The organism is Motilibacter aurantiacus (assembly GCF_011250645.1).
GTDB classification, from domain to species: Bacteria; Actinomycetota; Actinomycetes; order Motilibacterales; family Motilibacteraceae; genus Motilibacter_A; species Motilibacter_A aurantiacus.
Window position 1 is genome coordinate 144,256 of record NZ_JAANNO010000005.1, and the last position, 16,141, is coordinate 160,396.

General features: G+C 76.1%; 16 protein-coding genes and 1 pseudogene. 13 read left to right on the plus strand and 4 right to left on the minus strand.

The window, feature by feature from the left end; genetic code table 11:
• The first annotated feature begins 18 nt into the window (after positions 1-18).
• Together G9H72_RS10960 and G9H72_RS10965 are read left to right on the plus strand one after the other, a co-directional pair.
• Positions 19-1,293, plus strand: a complete 1,275-nt coding sequence (locus G9H72_RS10960; RefSeq protein WP_166170874.1) for a DNA recombination protein RmuC — start codon at positions 19-21, stop codon at positions 1,291-1,293.
• Positions 1,294-1,376: 83 nt separating this feature from the next.
• On the plus strand, positions 1,377-2,147 hold the full coding sequence (locus tag G9H72_RS10965; protein WP_166170876.1) for a DUF6542 domain-containing protein: 771 nt from the start codon (positions 1,377-1,379) through the stop codon (positions 2,145-2,147).
• A 50-nt stretch (positions 2,148-2,197) separates the two neighbouring features.
• On the opposite strand, the gene G9H72_RS10970 is transcribed toward G9H72_RS10965, so the two are convergent.
• A complete protein-coding gene (locus G9H72_RS10970) occupies positions 2,198-3,214 on the minus strand; it encodes a 4-hydroxy-3-methylbut-2-enyl diphosphate reductase (protein WP_231126798.1) in 1,017 nt (338 codons plus the stop codon).
• A gap of 123 nt (positions 3,215-3,337) precedes the next feature.
• Here G9H72_RS10970 and G9H72_RS10975 point away from each other — a divergent pair, with 123 nt between their 5' ends.
• Both G9H72_RS10975 and xseA read left to right on the plus strand, forming a co-directional pair.
• Positions 3,338-3,979, plus strand: a complete 642-nt coding sequence (locus G9H72_RS10975; protein WP_166170880.1) for a hypothetical protein — start codon at positions 3,338-3,340, stop codon at positions 3,977-3,979.
• A gap of 9 nt (positions 3,980-3,988) precedes the next feature.
• Complete coding sequence (xseA, locus tag G9H72_RS10980) at positions 3,989-5,197, plus strand: exodeoxyribonuclease VII large subunit (protein ID WP_166170882.1); 1,209 nt, start codon at positions 3,989-3,991, stop codon at positions 5,195-5,197.
• Positions 5,198-5,368: 171 nt separating this feature from the next.
• Here the strand turns inward: xseA and G9H72_RS10985 are convergent, their stop codons facing one another.
• Positions 5,369-7,588 carry a bifunctional metallophosphatase/5'-nucleotidase gene (locus tag G9H72_RS10985; protein WP_196791067.1) on the minus strand — a complete coding sequence of 740 codons (2,220 nt, stop codon included), beginning with the start codon at positions 7,586-7,588 and terminating at the stop codon, positions 5,369-5,371.
• A gap of 160 nt (positions 7,589-7,748) precedes the next feature.
• Here G9H72_RS10985 and G9H72_RS10990 point away from each other — a divergent pair, with 160 nt between their 5' ends.
• Positions 7,749-7,991: an exodeoxyribonuclease VII small subunit gene (locus tag G9H72_RS10990; protein WP_166170884.1), complete on the plus strand. Its 243-nt coding sequence runs from the start codon at positions 7,749-7,751 to the stop codon at positions 7,989-7,991.
• 3 nt (positions 7,992-7,994) lie between these two features.
• Here G9H72_RS10990 and G9H72_RS10995 read toward each other — a convergent pair whose 3' ends face one another.
• Positions 7,995-8,627: a DUF4245 domain-containing protein gene (locus tag G9H72_RS10995; RefSeq protein WP_166170886.1), complete on the minus strand. Its 633-nt coding sequence runs from the start codon at positions 8,625-8,627 to the stop codon at positions 7,995-7,997.
• Positions 8,624-9,841: an aminotransferase class V-fold PLP-dependent enzyme gene (locus tag G9H72_RS11000; RefSeq protein WP_166170888.1), complete on the minus strand. Its 1,218-nt coding sequence runs from the start codon at positions 9,839-9,841 to the stop codon at positions 8,624-8,626. Before G9H72_RS11000 ends, G9H72_RS10995 begins: the two co-directional genes overlap by 4 nt.
• A gap of 147 nt (positions 9,842-9,988) precedes the next feature.
• Here G9H72_RS11000 and G9H72_RS11005 point away from each other — a divergent pair, with 147 nt between their 5' ends.
• The 8 genes and pseudogenes from G9H72_RS11005 (at position 9,989) to G9H72_RS11030 (ending at position 16,125) form a co-directional block, all read left to right on the plus strand.
• The gene (locus G9H72_RS11005; RefSeq protein ID WP_166170890.1) at positions 9,989-10,387 is read left to right on the plus strand and encodes a TOBE domain-containing protein; all 399 of its coding nucleotides are present in this window, start codon (positions 9,989-9,991) and stop codon (positions 10,385-10,387) included.
• 32 nt (positions 10,388-10,419) lie between these two features.
• Entirely contained in the window at positions 10,420-11,139 is a 720-nt protein-coding gene (gene modA / locus G9H72_RS20965; protein WP_331272190.1) for a molybdate ABC transporter substrate-binding protein, read from the plus strand.
• 13 nt (positions 11,140-11,152) lie between these two features.
• On the plus strand, positions 11,153-11,995 hold the full coding sequence (locus G9H72_RS11010) for an ABC transporter permease (protein ID WP_331272191.1): 843 nt from the start codon (positions 11,153-11,155) through the stop codon (positions 11,993-11,995).
• A 38-nt stretch (positions 11,996-12,033) separates the two neighbouring features.
• Positions 12,034-12,498, plus strand: a pseudogene (locus G9H72_RS23405) (ATP-binding cassette domain-containing protein); the annotation flags it as partial.
• Positions 12,484-13,131 (plus strand): TOBE domain-containing protein, encoded by a 648-nt coding sequence (locus G9H72_RS23410; RefSeq protein ID WP_407939587.1) that lies wholly within the window; start codon positions 12,484-12,486, stop codon positions 13,129-13,131. The pseudogene G9H72_RS23405 and the gene G9H72_RS23410, both read left to right, overlap by 15 nt.
• Positions 13,132-13,220: 89 nt before the next feature.
• The gene (gene glpX, locus G9H72_RS11020) at positions 13,221-14,264 is read left to right on the plus strand and encodes a class II fructose-bisphosphatase (RefSeq protein ID WP_166170906.1); all 1,044 of its coding nucleotides are present in this window, start codon (positions 13,221-13,223) and stop codon (positions 14,262-14,264) included.
• Positions 14,265-14,319: 55 nt separating this feature from the next.
• A complete protein-coding gene (locus tag G9H72_RS11025; RefSeq protein ID WP_166170908.1) occupies positions 14,320-15,240 on the plus strand; it encodes a carbohydrate kinase family protein in 921 nt (306 codons plus the stop codon).
• A gap of 63 nt (positions 15,241-15,303) precedes the next feature.
• The gene (locus G9H72_RS11030) at positions 15,304-16,125 is read left to right on the plus strand and encodes an FAD:protein FMN transferase (RefSeq protein ID WP_166170910.1); all 822 of its coding nucleotides are present in this window, start codon (positions 15,304-15,306) and stop codon (positions 16,123-16,125) included.
• Positions 16,126-16,141: the final 16 nt, after the last annotated feature.

The following is a 16,141-nucleotide window of genomic DNA, read 5'->3' on the forward strand; positions in this document are numbered from 1 at the left end:
CCCGGCATGCTGCGCGCCATGGACGGAACGGGTCTCGCTCTGCTGCTGCTCGGCGTCGCCCTGGGGCTGGCCGCCGGCGTCGGGCTCGGGCTGTCGTTCGGCGCCCGCCGCGGCCTGACCCCCGAGTCGCTCGACGCCCGTGACCGCCGGCTCCTCGAGCTGGCCGACAGCCGCTTCCGGGAGGCGGGGACGCGAGCGGCCGGGGACCTCGCGCTGCGCAGCCAGGCGGTCGAGCACGTGGTCGAGCCGGTGCAGCAGGCCCTGGCCCGCGTCGAGGCCCAGCTGCGCGGCATCGAGTCGGCGCGGGCGGCGTCGGCCGCCACCCTCGCCGAGCAGGTACGCGGGGTCCAGCACGCCTCCGAGGCCCTGCGCGCCGAGACGGCCGCGCTGGCGGGGGCGCTGCGCTCCCCCAACGCCCGCGGCCGGTGGGGCGAGATGCAGCTGCGGCGCGTGGTCGAGGTGGCGGGCATGCTCGCGCACTGCGACTTCGAGGAGCAGGTGGCGCTGTCGACCGCCGACGGGACCGTCCGTCCGGACCTGGTCGTGCGCCTGGCCGGGGGCCGCTCGGTGGTGGTCGACGCGAAGGTGCCGCTCACCGCGTACCTCGAGGCGGCCGAGCAGTCCCGGCCCGCGCAGCGGCAGGAGGGGCTGCGCCGCCACGCGCAAGCGCTGCGCGCCCACGTCGACGCCCTCGCGAAGAAGGAGTACTGGGCGGCGGTCCAGCCCGGGCCCGAGCTCGTCGTGCTGTTCGTGCCCGGGGAGGCGTTCCTCGCCCCCGCCCTCGAGCACGACCCCGCGCTGCTCGACGACGCCATGGCGCGCGGGGTCGTCGTGGCGACGCCGACCACGCTGCTGACGCTGTTGCGCACGGTCGCCTTCGGCTGGCAGCAGGACTCGCTGGCCGAGGGCGCCCGGGAGGTGGTGGCCGCGGGCCGCGAGCTGCACCGTCGGCTCGGCACGCTCGCGGCCCGGGTCGACAAGCTCGGACGGTCGTTGCGGCGCTCGGTCGACGACTACAACTCCACGGTCGGCTCGTTCGAGCGCTCCGTGGTGCCGGCTGCCCGCAAGCTGTCGAGCCTCTCCCCCGGCGCGGCCGCGGGCTCCGCGCGGCCGGAGCCGCTCGACGCGGTGCCCCGAGGGGTCGCCGCGGACCTCCTCGCGCCCGCACCGGGCGGGGAGCCGCAGCTGCCCGAGTCCGAGCTGCTGGAGCGGCCGACCGGGCCGGAGCTGCTCGAGCCCGAGCTCGGCGTCTACGTCGAGGCGCGTCCCGCCGACGCGGAGGGCGCCGCGTGACCGCCGCCGGCTGACGCACCCCGCGTCCCTCCTCCCGGCGCGCCTGCCCGGTGACGGGCGGGTCCCGTCGTTACCGTCCCAAGGTGCACAACCCCGTACGCGCGAAAGCCCCGTCCGATCTCGAGGCCACTGGCGTGGCCCTCGTCGGCGCCGCCGCCGCGTTCACGGGCGCCCTCGTGGACATCGCCGTCGCGCAGAAGCTCGGGCTGGCCTTCCTCGCGACCTTCCTCGTCGTGTCGGTCTGGGGTGCCGCGCGGGTGCGCCGCTGCGAGCTCCCGGCCGCGGTCGTCCTCCCGCCGCTGGTGTTCGCGGTGGTGGCCTTCCTCGCCGGGCAGTTCCTCGGCGGGCACGACGAGGGCTCCTGGCTCGTCGGGCAGGGGCTCGACCTCGTCAGCGCGCTCGCCACGGGCGCCCCCGCGCTGCTCGCCGGCACCGTCCTCGCCGGTGCGGTGGCCGGGGGCCGGCTGCTGATGGAGCGCCGGGCCGCCCGCATGCCCGACGGCGTGGAGGCCGAGCACGACGACGACGTCGAGGGCTACGTCGAGGAGCTCGGCGAGGACGACATCGCCCCCGACGCAGACGCCGCCGACGGCCAGCTCGGGCAGGATGCGGCGGACCGTGCTCCCGCCGGCTCTGCGGCCTCGGCGGGCCGGGACGACGAGGACGGCCCGGCGGCGGGCGCCGAGCCGTTCGCGCCTCCGGCACGTGGGACGTCCGACGGGCGCACGAGCGCGGCACCCGGCGGCTCCGCCGTCGCGGCGGGCCCGGCGGACGGCGTGGCCTCCCCGGTCCCGGGCGCTGAGGGCGCCGCCGACCCCGAGGTCCCGTCTCCCCGCGTCGCCAAGTCCGCCTGACGCGAGCGGCCGGCGGCGACAGCGCGCCGACCGCAGGCTCCCGGCCCGCGTCAGCGCGCGGCGGCCGCCTTCATGTCCCGCCGCAGCTCGACGGGGAGCGCGAAGAGCAGGCTCTCCTGCGCGGAGCGGACCTCCTCGACCCGGCCGAAGCCACGCTCGGCGAGCCAGGCGAGCACGTCGCGGACCAGGATCTCGGGCACCGAGGCGCCGCTGGTCACGCCTACGGTCGAGACTCCGGCGAGCCACTCGTCCTGGCACTCGGAGGCGTAGTCCACGAGGTACGCGGCCTTGGCGCCGTACTCCAGGGACACCTCGACGAGGCGGACGGAGTTCGAGGAGTTGCGCGAGCCGACGACGATCACGAGGTCGGACTGCGCGGCGATGTCCTTGACCGCGACCTGCCGGTTCTGCGTGGCGTAGCAGATGTCGTCGCTCGGCGGGTCCTGCAGGAGCGGGAACTTCTCCTTGAGCCGGCGGACCGTCTCGAGCGTCTCGTCGACCGACAGGGTGGTCTGCGAGAGCCACACGACGCGGGCCGGGTCGCGGACGACGACGTCGTCCACCCCGTCCGGGCCGTCGACCAGGTGGATGTGGTCGGGGGCCTCGCCGCTGGTGCCGATGACCTCCTCGTGGCCCTCGTGGCCGATGAGCAGGATGTCGTAGTCGGCGGACGCGAACCGGCGGGCCTCGTTGTGCACCTTGGTGACCAACGGGCACGTGGCGTCGATCGTCTTGAGGCTGCGCGAGCGGGCCTCGTCGTGGACGACCGGGGCGACGCCGTGCGCGGAGAAGATGACCGTGGCGCCCTCGGGCACCTCGTCGGTCTCGTCCACGAAGACCGCGCCGCGGGCCTCGAGCGTCTCGACGACGTACTTGTTGTGCACGATCTGCTTGCGCACGTAGACCGGGGCGCCGTAGAGCTCGAGGGCCTTCTCGACGGTCTCGACCGCGCGGTCGACGCCGGCGCAGTAGCCGCGGGGCGCCGCCAGCAGGACGCGTCCCCCCGTCCCAGCGGTCGGTGCGGCAGGCAGCGAGCTCGCGTCGGGCGGGGCCACGTCAGCGGTCATGCCTCCCATGGTAGGTGCGCGATGCCTCGGCGGGCTGTCGTCGCGGGAAGCGTGCGACCGGCGTCACGTGTCGCGCGCCGGGGCGCCGGGCACGCAAGGCGGACGACTCCGAGGAGGCTGTCCATGCACGTACCGTTCCTGCCCGCGAAGCCCACCCCCCGCGGGCGCGGGCCCGTCGACGCCCCGGCCGCCGCGATCGGCGCCGTGGTGACCGCGGCGGGCCAGCTTGCCGAGCAGGCGGTCGCGACCGTACGCGGGCTCCCCGAGCTCAGCACCGCCGCCCAGCTGCGCAGGCAGCGCGCAGCGACCGGGCGCCGGGTCGCCGCGGTGGTCGCCGGGGCCGTCGCGGCCGTCGTGCTCGCCCGGCGGCGGGGGGTGAGCGCGCCCCGGTCGGCTCCCGAGCCGCCCCCGGCGTACGAGACGCCCGCGGCGGGGGCGGCGGGCGCACCGGGCGCGGCCGCCGCCCTGGCCGAGGAGGCGGCGCAGGAGGCGCGCACGCCCGACGGCGCGACGCTGCACGCGGACGACCTGCCGATCGAGGACTACGACCACCTGACGGTCGGCACGCTGCATTCCCGGATCCGCTCGCTGACGGTCGGGGAGCTGAGCGTGCTGCGGGCGTACGAGGCCGCCCACGCCCACCGGCTGCAGGTCACGACGCTGCTCGACAACCGGATCGCCAGGCTGCGGGCGCAGGAGAGCGTCCGGGGCGCCGACGGCGAGGGCGCGGCGGCCAGCGACGGGTCCGCGGTACCCAGCGCCTAGCCTCGTCGGGTGCCGCTGGAGACCTCGCCGGAGTCCCCGGCCCCCGTACGCCGCATCAGCGCGCTGCTCGCGCAGTACGTCGGCCGGCTGGGGGCCGTGTGGCTCGAGGGACAGGTCACCCAGTGCACCCGGCGCCCGGGCACCCGCACCGCGTTCCTGACCCTGCGCGACGCGGCCGCGGACGTGTCGCTGCCGGTGACCGTGCCGGTCGACGTGCTCGACGCCCTCCCGGCCCCGCTGCGGGAGGGCGCCGCGGTCGTCGTGCACGCGAAGCCGTCGTTCTGGCCGGCCCGCGGCACGCTGTCGATGGCAGCCGACGAGCTGCGCTCCGTCGGGGTGGGCGCGCTGCTGGCGCGGCTCGAGGAGCTCAAGCGCGTGCTCTCGGCGGAGGGGCTGTTCGCGCCGGAGCGCAAGCGGCCGCTGCCCTTCCTGCCGCACGTCGTCGGCCTGGTGTGCGGGCGCGCCTCGGCCGCTGAGCGTGACGTGGTGGAGAACGCGCGCCGCCGCTGGCCCGCGGTCCGGTTCCGCGTCGAGGAGGTCGCCGTCCAGGGCCCGAACGCCGTGACCGAGGTGGTCGGCGCGCTGCAGCGGCTGGAGGCCGACCGCGAGGTCGACGTCATCGTGGTCACGCGGGGCGGCGGGTCCGTCGAGGACCTGCTGCCGTTCAGCAACGAGGCGATGGTCCGCGCCGTGGCGGCCTGCTTCACCCCCGTCGTGAGCGCGATCGGCCACGAGGTCGATGCCCCGCTGCTCGACCTCGTCGCCGACGTCCGGGCGTCGACGCCGACGGACGCGGCCAAGCGGGTCGTGCCCGACATGGAGGAGGAGCTGGCCCGCGTCGCCTCGCTGCGCGAGCGGGCGTTCGGTGCCGTCTCGGCCCGGGTCTCCCGCGAGCAGTCCGGGCTGGACGCGCTGCGCTCGCGCCCCGCGCTCGCCGACCCGTACCGCCTGCTCGACGCCCACGCCCAGCAGGCGCGGGACCTGCGCGACCGGGCCCGGCGCTGCTTCTGGGCCCGGGTCGACCGGGCGTCCGACGAGCTCACCCACGCCCGCGCCCGGGTCACGGCGCTCTCCCCTGCCGCCACCCTCGAGCGCGGGTACGCCGTCGTGCAGCGCCGCGACGACGGGCACGTGGTGCGCCACCCGGAGGACGCCCCTGCGGGGACTGCGCTCCGGCTGCGGCTGGCCGAGGGCGAGGCCGCGGCGACGGCCGGCTGAGCGCGAGCCACCCGGGTCGCCCGCGACCCGGCGGTGAGCGGGGCCCCCGCACCGACGTCGTCGCCGAGGAGCGGCCCGGCGCGCTGCCGGCGACCCTCGGCCCCGCGGACGCGAGCCGACGGCCCGGCGCCCCCGAGGGGGAGCCGGGCCGTCGAGAGGGAACCGCGTGCGTCAGGCCGCGAGGGCCGGGAGCAGCCCCAGCAGCGCGGTCCGCGCCCCGGCGGCGAGCTTGCCGGTGCGGGCGGACGTGAGCGCGGAGCGCACGGCGGCCAGGTCGCCGGCGGCGGCCAGCTCCTGCACGTCGCGGACGAAGCTGCCCGCCGCCTCGCCCGTGGCGGCGTACGCGGCCAGCCGCTCGGCGACCTCGTCGAGCGCGGCGCGGGTGGCGTCGGCGGTCGGCGCCCAGCTGCCGAGCACCGCGAGCAGCTCGTCCTTGGCCTGCGGGGACACCTTGCTCAGCGGGAGTGCGGCGATGGCCGTCGTGAGCGCGACCGCCCGTGAACGGGTGGTGGCGGCATTGTTGGCGTCCTGCGCCTCGGCCACGAGCGACCACTGCGTGGCGAGGTCGCGGCCGACGCTGCGGGTGAGGCCGCCGCCCGCCACGACCTCCGAAATCGTGTTCCCGAACGGGAAGTCGTACACCGGTACGTCGCCGGCGACCAGGCGCCAGTCGCTGCTCGCGAAGTCGGCCGGGTCGATCTCGCCCTTGGCCGTCACGTAGTCGATGACCAGCTGCCGGTTCTCGACCATCGGGTTGTAGATGATCGGCGCGGACGCGACGTGCGGGGCGCCGCCGCCGCCGTTCTGCCGGTAGTTGTTGATCGCGACGGCGAAGCGCTGCGCGGGGTCGATCGGCGTGCCGCCGAACGTCAGGTTGCGGATGCGCGAGCCGTCGGGCGCGGTGATGTCGATGTCGTAGGACACCCCGGAGACGACGTCGTAGTTGTAGAGCGGCTTGGTGCCGGGGATCGAGCTGCGGGTGTACGGCCCCGGGCCGGTCGCGCGGCGGAAGTACCCCGCGGACCACTCGAGGAAGTCCTTGACCTGCGCGCCGGTGAGCTCGACGGCCAGCAGGGTGTTGTCGTAGATGTACACGCTCGCCGCGTCGCGCACGGACACCCGGCCGGCCGGGATCTTGCCGGTGTTGTTGAACGGGGCGGCGATGGAGAGGACCGGCAGGCCGGCGTACTCGGTGCCGGCGACGCCGGCGCGGACCGCCTCGGTCTGGACGTGGTTGATGAGGTCGAGCGCCGGCACGTCACGCACGTCGGCCTGCGCGAGCGACATCTCTTTGGTCGAGGTGCCGATCGGCGAGTTCACGTAGTCGACGACCCGCTGGTGCTGCGCGCCGGCGAGAGCGACGATCTCCGGGTCCTCGGCCACGCCGGTGGTGTTGAGCAGCGCCGAGGCCTTGGTGACGAGCGTCCAGGCGCCGTCGACCTTGTCGAGGCCGAGGTCGATCACCGACAGGCGGCGGCCCCAGGAGCCCGGCTGGGTGAGCAGGACGCTCTTGCCGGTCGCGGTGTTCGTGACCAGCTGCTGGGCGACGTTGGAGTGCGAGTGCCCGGCGACGATGACGTCGATGCCGGGGACCTGGCGTGCCATGTCGGCGGCGAAGTTCTCCGGGAACGGGATGGCGTTGCCGTACGACGTCGATCCCGAGACGCCGGTGTGCGCGAGCACGACGACGACGTCGGCGCCTGCGGCCTTGACCTGCGGGACGTACTTCGCGGCCTGCTCGACGCCGCCGGTGAAGTCGAGCTGTCCCTCGACGTTGCCGCGGTCCCAGACCGCGCTGCCCGGGGTCGTGATGCCGAGGATGCCGACCTTGACCGGGTCGTGGCCCGGCACCGTCATGGTCTTGATCGTGTACGGCGCGAAGGCGGGCTCCTGCGTGCCGTGCTTCAGCACGTTCGCCGTGACGATCGGGAAGTCGAGCTGGCTCTCGAACGAGCGCAGGAACGGGACCCCGTAGTTGAACTCGTGGTTGCCGGTGACCATGGCGTCGTAGCCCATGGCGTTCATGACGGCCGCGACCGGATGCGTGAACGTGCTGGTCGGCGGCTGGTTCTTCGCGTAGTACGTGCCGAGCGGGGTGCCCTGGACCGTGTCGCCGTTGTCGACCAGCAGCGTCGACGCCGCGCCACGCTCGTTGCGCAGCTGCTTGACCAGGGTCGAGACCTTCGCGAAGCCGGTCTGGTTGGCCGCCGGAGCAGAGTTGGCGAAGTAGTCCCAGTTGAAGATGTTCGAGTGGACGTCGGTCGTGCCGAGCACGGTGAGGTCGACGTGGTCCTCGACCGCGGCGCTCGCGGGCGCGGCAGGGGCCAGGAGCACCGCGGACACCAGCGCGGCAACGGCCAGCGGCAGGCGGCGGAGGCTTCTCGGAGTCATGGGGTGGACGGTCCTCGAGGGTCGTGGCACGCGGTCGTGCCGGGGAGGGCGGGAGCCACGCCGGGCCGGCGGCCCGGGCGGCGGCAGCGGAAGCCTGCCGTGCGAACCTTGCGGCCCGGTGAACGGCGGCCGACCGACGGCTCCAGCCTAGGCTGGAGACATGGCACAGCAGGACGACGCGGCGCGCCCCGACGACTCGGCGGACGAGGCGCCGGGCTACGAGCAGGCCCGCGACGAGCTGCTCGACGTCGTCCGGCGGCTGGAGGCCGGGGGCACCACGCTGGAGGAGGCGCTCGCGCTGTGGGAGCGCGGCGAGCGGCTCGCGGCGGTCTGCCAGGAGTGGCTGGACGGCGCGCGCCGCCGGCTGGACGCCGCGACCGGCGAGCGCCCGGCCGAGGTGTGAGCCTCAGCCGGCCGAGATCACCGGGCCGCGCGGCCCCCCGACCTGCCCGCCGTCGTACGTCAACGACCCGACCAGCTGCTCGAGCTCGTCCCAGGACGCGGTGCCGCCGACGACGGTGCTGACCCCGTTGCGCGTCCGCCAGTAGGCCCGGTGGTCGCGCAGCGCCGCGAAGGTTCGGTTCCACAGGTCGGGGCCGACCAGCTGCGACCCGCGCATGGGCCCACGCTCGGTCATGTCGCCGACGAAGGCCCGGGGGAACCGGTTGCTCTGCTCGATCGACGCGTACGCCCCCGACGGCGTCGCGAAGCCGACGTGCCAGTGGGTGGTGCCGTACCTGCGGTCGATGCGCACGCTGGTCGGCCGCCAGCCGGCGGGCAAGCCGGCCGGTGCGGCCACCGCGAACGGCGCCGAGGCCCGCACGGAGGCCAGCTCCTCGGCGTAGTCGATCTCGCGGACGACGTCCCCGCTCGGCCGCGGGAGCGCCAGCACGAGCGCCACGACCGCGAGGACGACGGCCCCGGCGACGAGCAGCGGGCGTCGCCGCCCGACGCGCCGGCTCCCCTCGTCCGCAGCCGTCGGCCCCGTCGGCCCCGCCGGGCCGGTCGAGGGCCGTGCCTGCTGCACCGTGCCGCTCACCACGCCATGGTCGCCGACGGGCGGGACCGCTGCTCGCGCAGCACCTCCTCGACCGCGTCCAGGACCGCCGCGCACTCCTCCGCGGTGTTGTAGAAGTGCGGCCCGATGCGCAGCCCGACCCCGGGGCGGGCGTCGACGGTGAAGCCGCGCGCCAGCAGCTCGTCGCGGACGTGCAGCGCGTCCCCCGGGTCGATCGCCACGGCACCACCGCGCCGGGCCGGGTCGCGCGGCGAGCGGACGGTGAAGCCGCGCGACAGCGCGTCCTCCAGCAGCGGCTGGGTGAGCGAGACCGACCGCTCCCGGATCCGGCCGACCCCGGCGGCGAGCACCGCCTCGTAGCCCGCACCTGCCGCGTACGCGGACGGGACGCCGGGCGTGCCGCCGGCGAAGCGCATGGCGCCCTCGGCGTACTCCATCGGCCCGAACTCGAAGTCGAACGGGCGCGCGTGGCCCCACCAGCCCACCGCTGCGGGGCGCAACCGCTCGGCCGCGTGCGGCGCGACGTACATCCACCCGGCGCCGGGCCCGCCGCACAGCCACTTGACCGAGCCGCCGACGCAGGCGTCGACCCCGAGCTCGACGACGTCGACCGGCACGACCCCCGCCGACTGGTACGCGTCCAGCACCACGAGGGCGCCGACCGCGTGCGCGCGCTCGACGACCGGGCGGACGTCGACGAGCGCCGAGGTCCGGAAGAGCACGTGGCTGATCGGGACGATCGCGGTGCGCTCGTCGATGGCCGCGACGAGCCGGCCCACCGACGCCTCGATCGCCCGCTCCCCCGGCAGCGACGGGTCCGGCTCGCTGGGCACGACGACGACCTCGGCGCCGTGGCGCGCCTGCTCGGTCCACAGGTAGTGCGACGACGGCCACTCGAGGTCGGAGTAGACGACCCGGTTGCGCGGGCCGGACCAGTCGATCGCCGACGCGACCGCGCCGAGCAGGTCCGCGACGCTCTGGCGCAGCACGGTGGTGCCGGGCGGGGCGCCGACGATCGCCCCGACGAGGTCGGCCACGCGCACGACCTCCGGCCCCCACACCGACCACGACGCGACGCCGCGCTCGGCCCAGAGCGTGGTGAACTCGGCCAGCCGGTCAGGGGTACGCCGGTGCATCGCGCCGAGGGTGTGGCTCGCCAGATAGGTCCCGCGGGAGAGCACCGGGTGGTCCGGGCGCGAGCGCAGCAGGTCCTCGTGGGCGGTCACGGCAGCCATGCGCCGGACCCTACGCGAGCCGGCCGTCCCGGAGCGGCCGCGGCGGCCGTCCGGGCGACCGCATCCGCGGCAGGGATGCCCCGCTCCACGCCCGGCTGCGGCTGCGCTCCTGGGGGGAAGCCCGCATCCGCGGTGTAGCGTTCGACCGTGCCCACCTTCCGTCTGCGCGAGGCCGCCGAGCTGCTCGGCGTCAGCGACGACACGCTGCGCCGCTGGGCCGACTCCGGCCGGCTGACGACCGGCGTGGGCCCGGGCGGCCGCCGGACGGTCGAAGGGGTCGAGCTCGCCCGGCTGGCCGGGGAGCTCGCCGCGACGCCGGTCGAGCGGCCCGTCGCCCGCGAGTCCGCGCGCAACCGGTTCCGCGGGATCGTGACCCACGTCGTCCGCGACACGGTCATGGCCCAGGTCGAGATCCAGGCCGGCCCGCACCGGGTCGTCTCGCTGCTGAGCCGGGAGGCCGCGGACGAGCTGCAGCTCGAGCCCGGGGTGCTCGCGGTCGCGAGCGTCAAGGCCACCAACGTCGTCGTGGAGATACCGGAAGCGTGATGCGCCGAACTGGGATTCCCGTAGCCGCCCTCGTGCTTGCACTGCTCCCGGCGTGCGGCTCGGGTGACGAGGAGGGGGCGTCCCCGACCATCACGGTCCTGGCGGCGGCCTCCCTGCGCGAGACCTTCACCAAGCTCGGGGAGGAGTTCTCGGCGGCCCACCCCGACGTGGAGGTGGAGCTCAGCTTCGGCGCGAGCTCCGCGCTCGCGCAGCAGGTCGTCCAGGGCGCGCCCGCCGACGTCCTCGCGACGGCCAGCACGGCCACGATGCAGCAGGTGGTCGACAACGGCGACGCCCCCGAGGCCACGCCCTTCGCGCTCAACTCGCTCCAGATCGCGGTGCCACCGGGCAACCCGGGCCGGGTCCGCGGCATCGGCGACCTGACCAGCCCGAAGGTCGAGGTCGCGCTCTGCCAGGAGCAGGTGCCGTGCGGCGCGGCGGCGAAGGAGGCGCTGGAGACGGCCGACCTCGCTGTGAAGCCGGTGACGCTCGAGGCCGACGTCTCGGCCACGCTGACGAGGGTGAAGCTCGACGAGGTCGACGCCGCGATCGTCTACGTCACCGACGTGCGGTCGGCCCGCGGTGAGGTCGAGGGGGTCGAGATCCCGAAGGAGCTCAACGTCACCACCACGTACCCCATCGCCCCGCTGCGCGGCTCCGGCAACCCCGAGGCCGCGGCACGGTTCGTCGACTTCGTCCTCTCCGAGCAGGGGCAGGCGGTGCTCGGGGCGGCCGGCTTCCAGCGCCCCTGAGCGCGGCCCGACCGTGACCGCCGACACCCCCGCCCCGGCCCCGGCGCGCGCGCCCCGGCGGGAGGCCCGGCAGGGCGCACCGTGGCCCCTGGCCCTGCCGGCCCTCGTGGCCGTCGGCTTCCTGCTGCTGCCCCTCGTCGCCGTGCTCTGGCGGGCGCCCTGGACGTCACTGCCCCGCCTGCTGTCGGACGCCGACGCGCTCACCGCCCTGCGCCTGTCGCTGCTGTGCGCGACCGCCGCGACCGGCGTGTCCCTCGTGCTCGGCGTCCCGCTCGCCTGGGCCCTGGCCCGCTCCGCGCTCCCGGGCGTACGCGTCCTCCGGGCGCTCGTGACCCTGCCGCTCGTGCTGCCGCCGGTCGTCGGCGGCCTGGCGCTGCTGCTCGCGCTCGGCCGCCGCGGCCTGGTCGGCGGCCCGCTCGAGGAGCACTTCGGCATCTCGCTGCCGTTCACCACGGCGGGCGTCGTGGTCGCCGAGACGTTCGTCGCGATGCCGTTCCTCGTCGTCGCCGTGGAGGGGGCGATCCGGTCGCTGGGGCCGGGGCTGGAGGAGGCCGCCGCGACCCTGGGCGCGTCCCGGGTGCGCACCTTCCTGCGCGTGACGCTGCCCGCGGTCGCGCCCGCCCTGGTCGCCGGGGCGGTCCTCTGCTGGGCCCGTGCCCTGGGCGAGTTCGGCGCGACGATCATGTTCGCCGGCAACTCCCCGGGCCGGACCCAGACGATGCCGCTGGCGGTCTACCTCGCGCTGGAGAACGACCCCGACGCGGCGATCGCGCTGAGCCTGGTCCTGCTGGTCGTCGCCGTCGCGGTCCTCGCCCTGCTGCGTGACCGGTGGCTGCGCGTGCCGGCAGCCTCGTGAGCGGCCTCGCGAGCGGCCTCGCGAGCGGCCTCGAGGCCGACGTCCGGGTGGCCCGGGGCGCGTTCCGGCTGCACGCCTGCCTGCGGGTTGCCCCGGCCGAGACGCTCGCCGTGCTCGGCCCCAACGGCGCCGGCAAGTCCACCCTGCTGCGCGTCCTCGCCGGGCTGCTCCCGCTCGACGAGGGGCACGTACGCCTCGGCCCCGTCGCCCTCGACGTGCCCGCGGAGCGGGTGCTCGTGGCCCCGCAGCAGCGGCGGGCCGGCGTCGTCTTCCAGGACTACCGGCTCTTCCCGCACCTGTCGGCCCGCGACAACGTGGCGTTCGGCCCGGCGGCCGCCGGCGCCTCCCGCCGCGCGGCCCGCGCGCTGGCCGACCGCGAGCTGGCCCGGCTGGGGATCGCCGAGGTCGCCCGGCAGCGGCCGGGGCAGCTGTCCGGGGGGCAGGCCCAGCGGGTCGCGCTCGCTCGGGCACTGGCGACCGAGCCGCGGATGCTGCTGCTCGACGAGCCGCTCGCCGCCCTGGACGCGCGGTCCCGCGCCGACGCCCGCTCGGCCCTGCGGGCCGTGCTCGCCGGCTTCGACGGGCCGGCGGTCCTCGTCACGCACGACCCGCTGGAGGCGCTGACGCTGGCCGACCGGCTGCTGGTGCTCGAGCACGGCCGCGTGGTCCAGGAGGGCACGCCCGCGGTCGTGGCCCGCCACCCGGCGACCGACTACGTCGCCCGTCTGGTCGGGCTCAACCTCTACCCCGGCGTCGTCGCGGCCCCGGGCACGGGGCGGGTGCGCCTCGACCGCGGCGGGGAGCTCGTGGCCGCCCGGCCCGATTCCGACGGCACTGCCCTGGGTGCGGAGGGCCTGCCGGTCGGCACGCGCGTCCTCGTCGCCGTCGACCCCGCCGCCGTCGCGGTGCACCTGCAGCGCCCGGAGGGGCTGAGCCCGCGCAACGTGTGGCCGGGCACCGTCCGGGCCCTGGAACTGCTCGGCAACCGGGTGCGGGCCGAGGTCGACGGCACTCCCCCGGCGCTCGTCGACCTGACCGCCCCCGCGGTCGCGGAGCTCGGCCTGGCGCCCGGGCTGCCGGTCTGGCTGGCCCTCAAGGCGAGCGAGGCCCGTGCGTACCCCGGCTCCGGCGGCTGACCGCTCGCGGCCAGCCCGCGGACGGCGCCGGTCCGTGGCGTACGGCATCGATACGATGCCGCTACCGACCGACACGAACGAGGAGCCCCATGGCTGCGACGCCCGAGCCCACCGCGGTCCCCGCGCCCCTCCGTGTCGGAGCGGAGGCCCCGGACCGCAACCTCGCGCTCGAGCTCGTCCGCGTGACCGAGGCCGCCGCGATGGCCGCCGGCCGCTGGGTGGGGCGCGGTGACAAGAACGGTGCCGACGGCGCCGCGGTGAACGCCATGCGCCAGCTCATCACCACGGTCGGGATGCAGGGCATCGTGGTCATCGGCGAGGGCGAGAAGGACCAGGCGCCGATGCTCTACAACGGCGAGCTCGTCGGGTCCGGCACCGGCCCGGAGTGCGACGTCGCGGTCGACCCGGTCGACGGCACGACGCTGACCGCCAAGGGCATGGACAACGCGGTCTCCGTGCTGGCCGTCACCGAGCGCGGCGCGATGTACGACCCGTCCGCGGTGTTCTACATGGAGAAGATCGCGACCGGCCCCGAGGCCGCCGACGTCATCGACATCACCGCGCCGATCCGGGCGAACATCAAGTGGGTCGCGAAGGCGAAGGGCGGCTCCCCCGAGGACGTCACCGTCGTCATCCTCGACCGTGCCCGCCACGAGGGCCTGGTCAAGGAGGTCCGCGCGACCGGCGCCCGGATCAAGTTCATCTCCGACGGCGACGTCGCCGGCGCGGTGATGGCCGCGCGCGAGGGCACCGGTGTCGACCTGCTGCTCGGCATCGGCGGGACGCCCGAGGGCATCATCGCCGCCTGCGCGCTCAAGTGCATCGGCGGCAACATGCAGGGCCGGCTCTGGCCGCAGGACGAGGCCGAGCGGCGCAAGGCGCTCGACGCCGGGCTCGACCTCGAGGCCGTTCTCGGCATCGACGACCTGGTCAAGGGCGACAACGTCTTCTTCGTGGCCACCGGCATCACCGACGGCGAGCTGCTGCGCGGCGTCCGCTACAGCGGCGGTGTGGCCCGGACCCACTCGATCGTCATGCGCTCGAAGTCCGGCACGGTGCGCGAGGTCCGCAGCGAGCACCAGCTGTCGAAGCTGCGGGCCTACTCGGCGATCGACTTCGAGCACGCCCGCTGAGCGCGCTACGTCCCGCCGCGCAGCCCGCGCGGCTGCGGGCCCACGAGGAGCAGCAGTGATCACCGTCGTCGGCGAAGCCCTCATCGACATCGTCAGCCGGGCGGGCGAGCCGCCGCACGAGCACCCCGGCGGCAGCCCGTTCAACGTCGCCGTCGGGCTGGCCCGGCTCGGCGCCGAGGTGGGGCTCGCGACCCGGGTGGGCAAGGACGAGCGCGGCTCCCGGCTCGTGGAGCACCTGCGCGCGAACGGCGTCCACCTGCTCGGCGACGCCGAGGGGCTCCCCCGCACCAGCACCGCGCACGCGACGCTCGACGCCGACGGGGTGGCGACGTACGAGTTCGACCTCGTGTGGGACCTGCCCGAGGTGCCGCTGCCCGCGGGGACCTCGTGCCTGCACACCGGCTCGCTCGGGCTCACCATCGAGCCGGGCGCCAGCCGGGTCCTCGCCGCGCTGCCCGACATCCGGCGTGACGTCCTCGTGTCGTACGACCCCAACCCCCGCCCCGCGCTGGTGCCCGACCACGAGGCCGCGGTACGCCGGGTCGAGGAGGCGGTCTCGCTCGCGCACGTGGTGAAGGTCTCCGAGGAGGACGTGGAGTTCCTGTACCCCGGTTCGGACTACCGGGACGTCGCGGCGAAGTGGCTGCGGGGCACGGGGACCGACCTGGTCGTCGTGACGCGCGGGGGCGGCGGGGCGTACGGCGCGACCCGCGGAGCCCGGGTCGACCTGCCCGGTGTCCCGACCGACGTCGTCGACACCGTCGGCGCCGGCGACGCGTTCATGTCCGGGCTGCTCGACGCGCTGCGCCGGGCGGGCCTGCTGGCCGTGCCGCGGCTGCAGGCGCTGCGCGCGTTGACCCAGGACGCGCTCCACGGCCTGCTCCATCAGGCCGCCGTCGTGGGCTCGCTCACCTGCCGCCGCGCGGGCGCCGACCAGCCCACCCGCGCGGAGGTTGACGCCTTCCTGCGCCGCTGAGCTCACAGCCGGCTCACAGCCTCGTCCCAGCGGCCGCGAAGGCAGCGGGACGACGCTCGCCTGGTGACGATCACCCGCGAGAGCAGCGACCCGGGCACCACGCACGACGGCCACCCGGCAGCGCGCCGGGCGTGGGTGCGCCACCTGCTCGGCATGCCGTTCAGCGTCCACGTCCGCGGGCCGCAGGCTCTGGGCCCGGAGGTGGACGCCCTGGTGGGCCAAGCGCTCGCGGTGGTCCGCGACGTGGACCGGTGCTTCAACCCGTTCCGCCCGGACAGCGAGCTCTCGCTGCTGAACGCCGGGCTGCTCGCCGGCGAGGACGGCTCCCCGCAGCTGCGGGAGGTGACGGCCCTGTGCGAGCAGGCCCGGGCCCTCACCGGGGGAGCCTTCGACGCCGAGCTCCCGGACGCCCGCGGCCGCCGCCGGCTCGATCCGTCGGGCCTGCTCAAGGGGTGGGCGGTCGAGCGAGCCGCCGCGGAGCTCACGCTGCTCGAGGGCCACGACTGGGTCGTGAGTGCCGGCAGCGACCTGCGGGTCTCCTGCGTCCCGGGCTCCAGCTGGCGGGTGGGCGTCCAGGACCCGGCGGACCCGACGCGCCTGCTGCGCGTCCTGGAGCTCTCCTCCGGGGCCGTGGCGACGTCGGGCGGGGCGCGCGCGGGCGCCCGCGTGGTGCACCCGGCGAGCGGGCAGCCGGCCGACGGGGCCCGGGCCGTCACCGTCGTCGGGGACTCGGCGGTCTGGGCCGACGCGTTCGCGACGGCCGGGGTGGTCAAGGGTGCCGGGGCCTTCGCCTGGCTCAGTGCGCTGCCGGGCTACGAGGCGGCGGTCGTCGAGCGTGATGGCCGGACGCGCAGCACGTGGGGGCCGGGGGCGCGGCCGCGCTGACGCGCCGGAGTTCGCG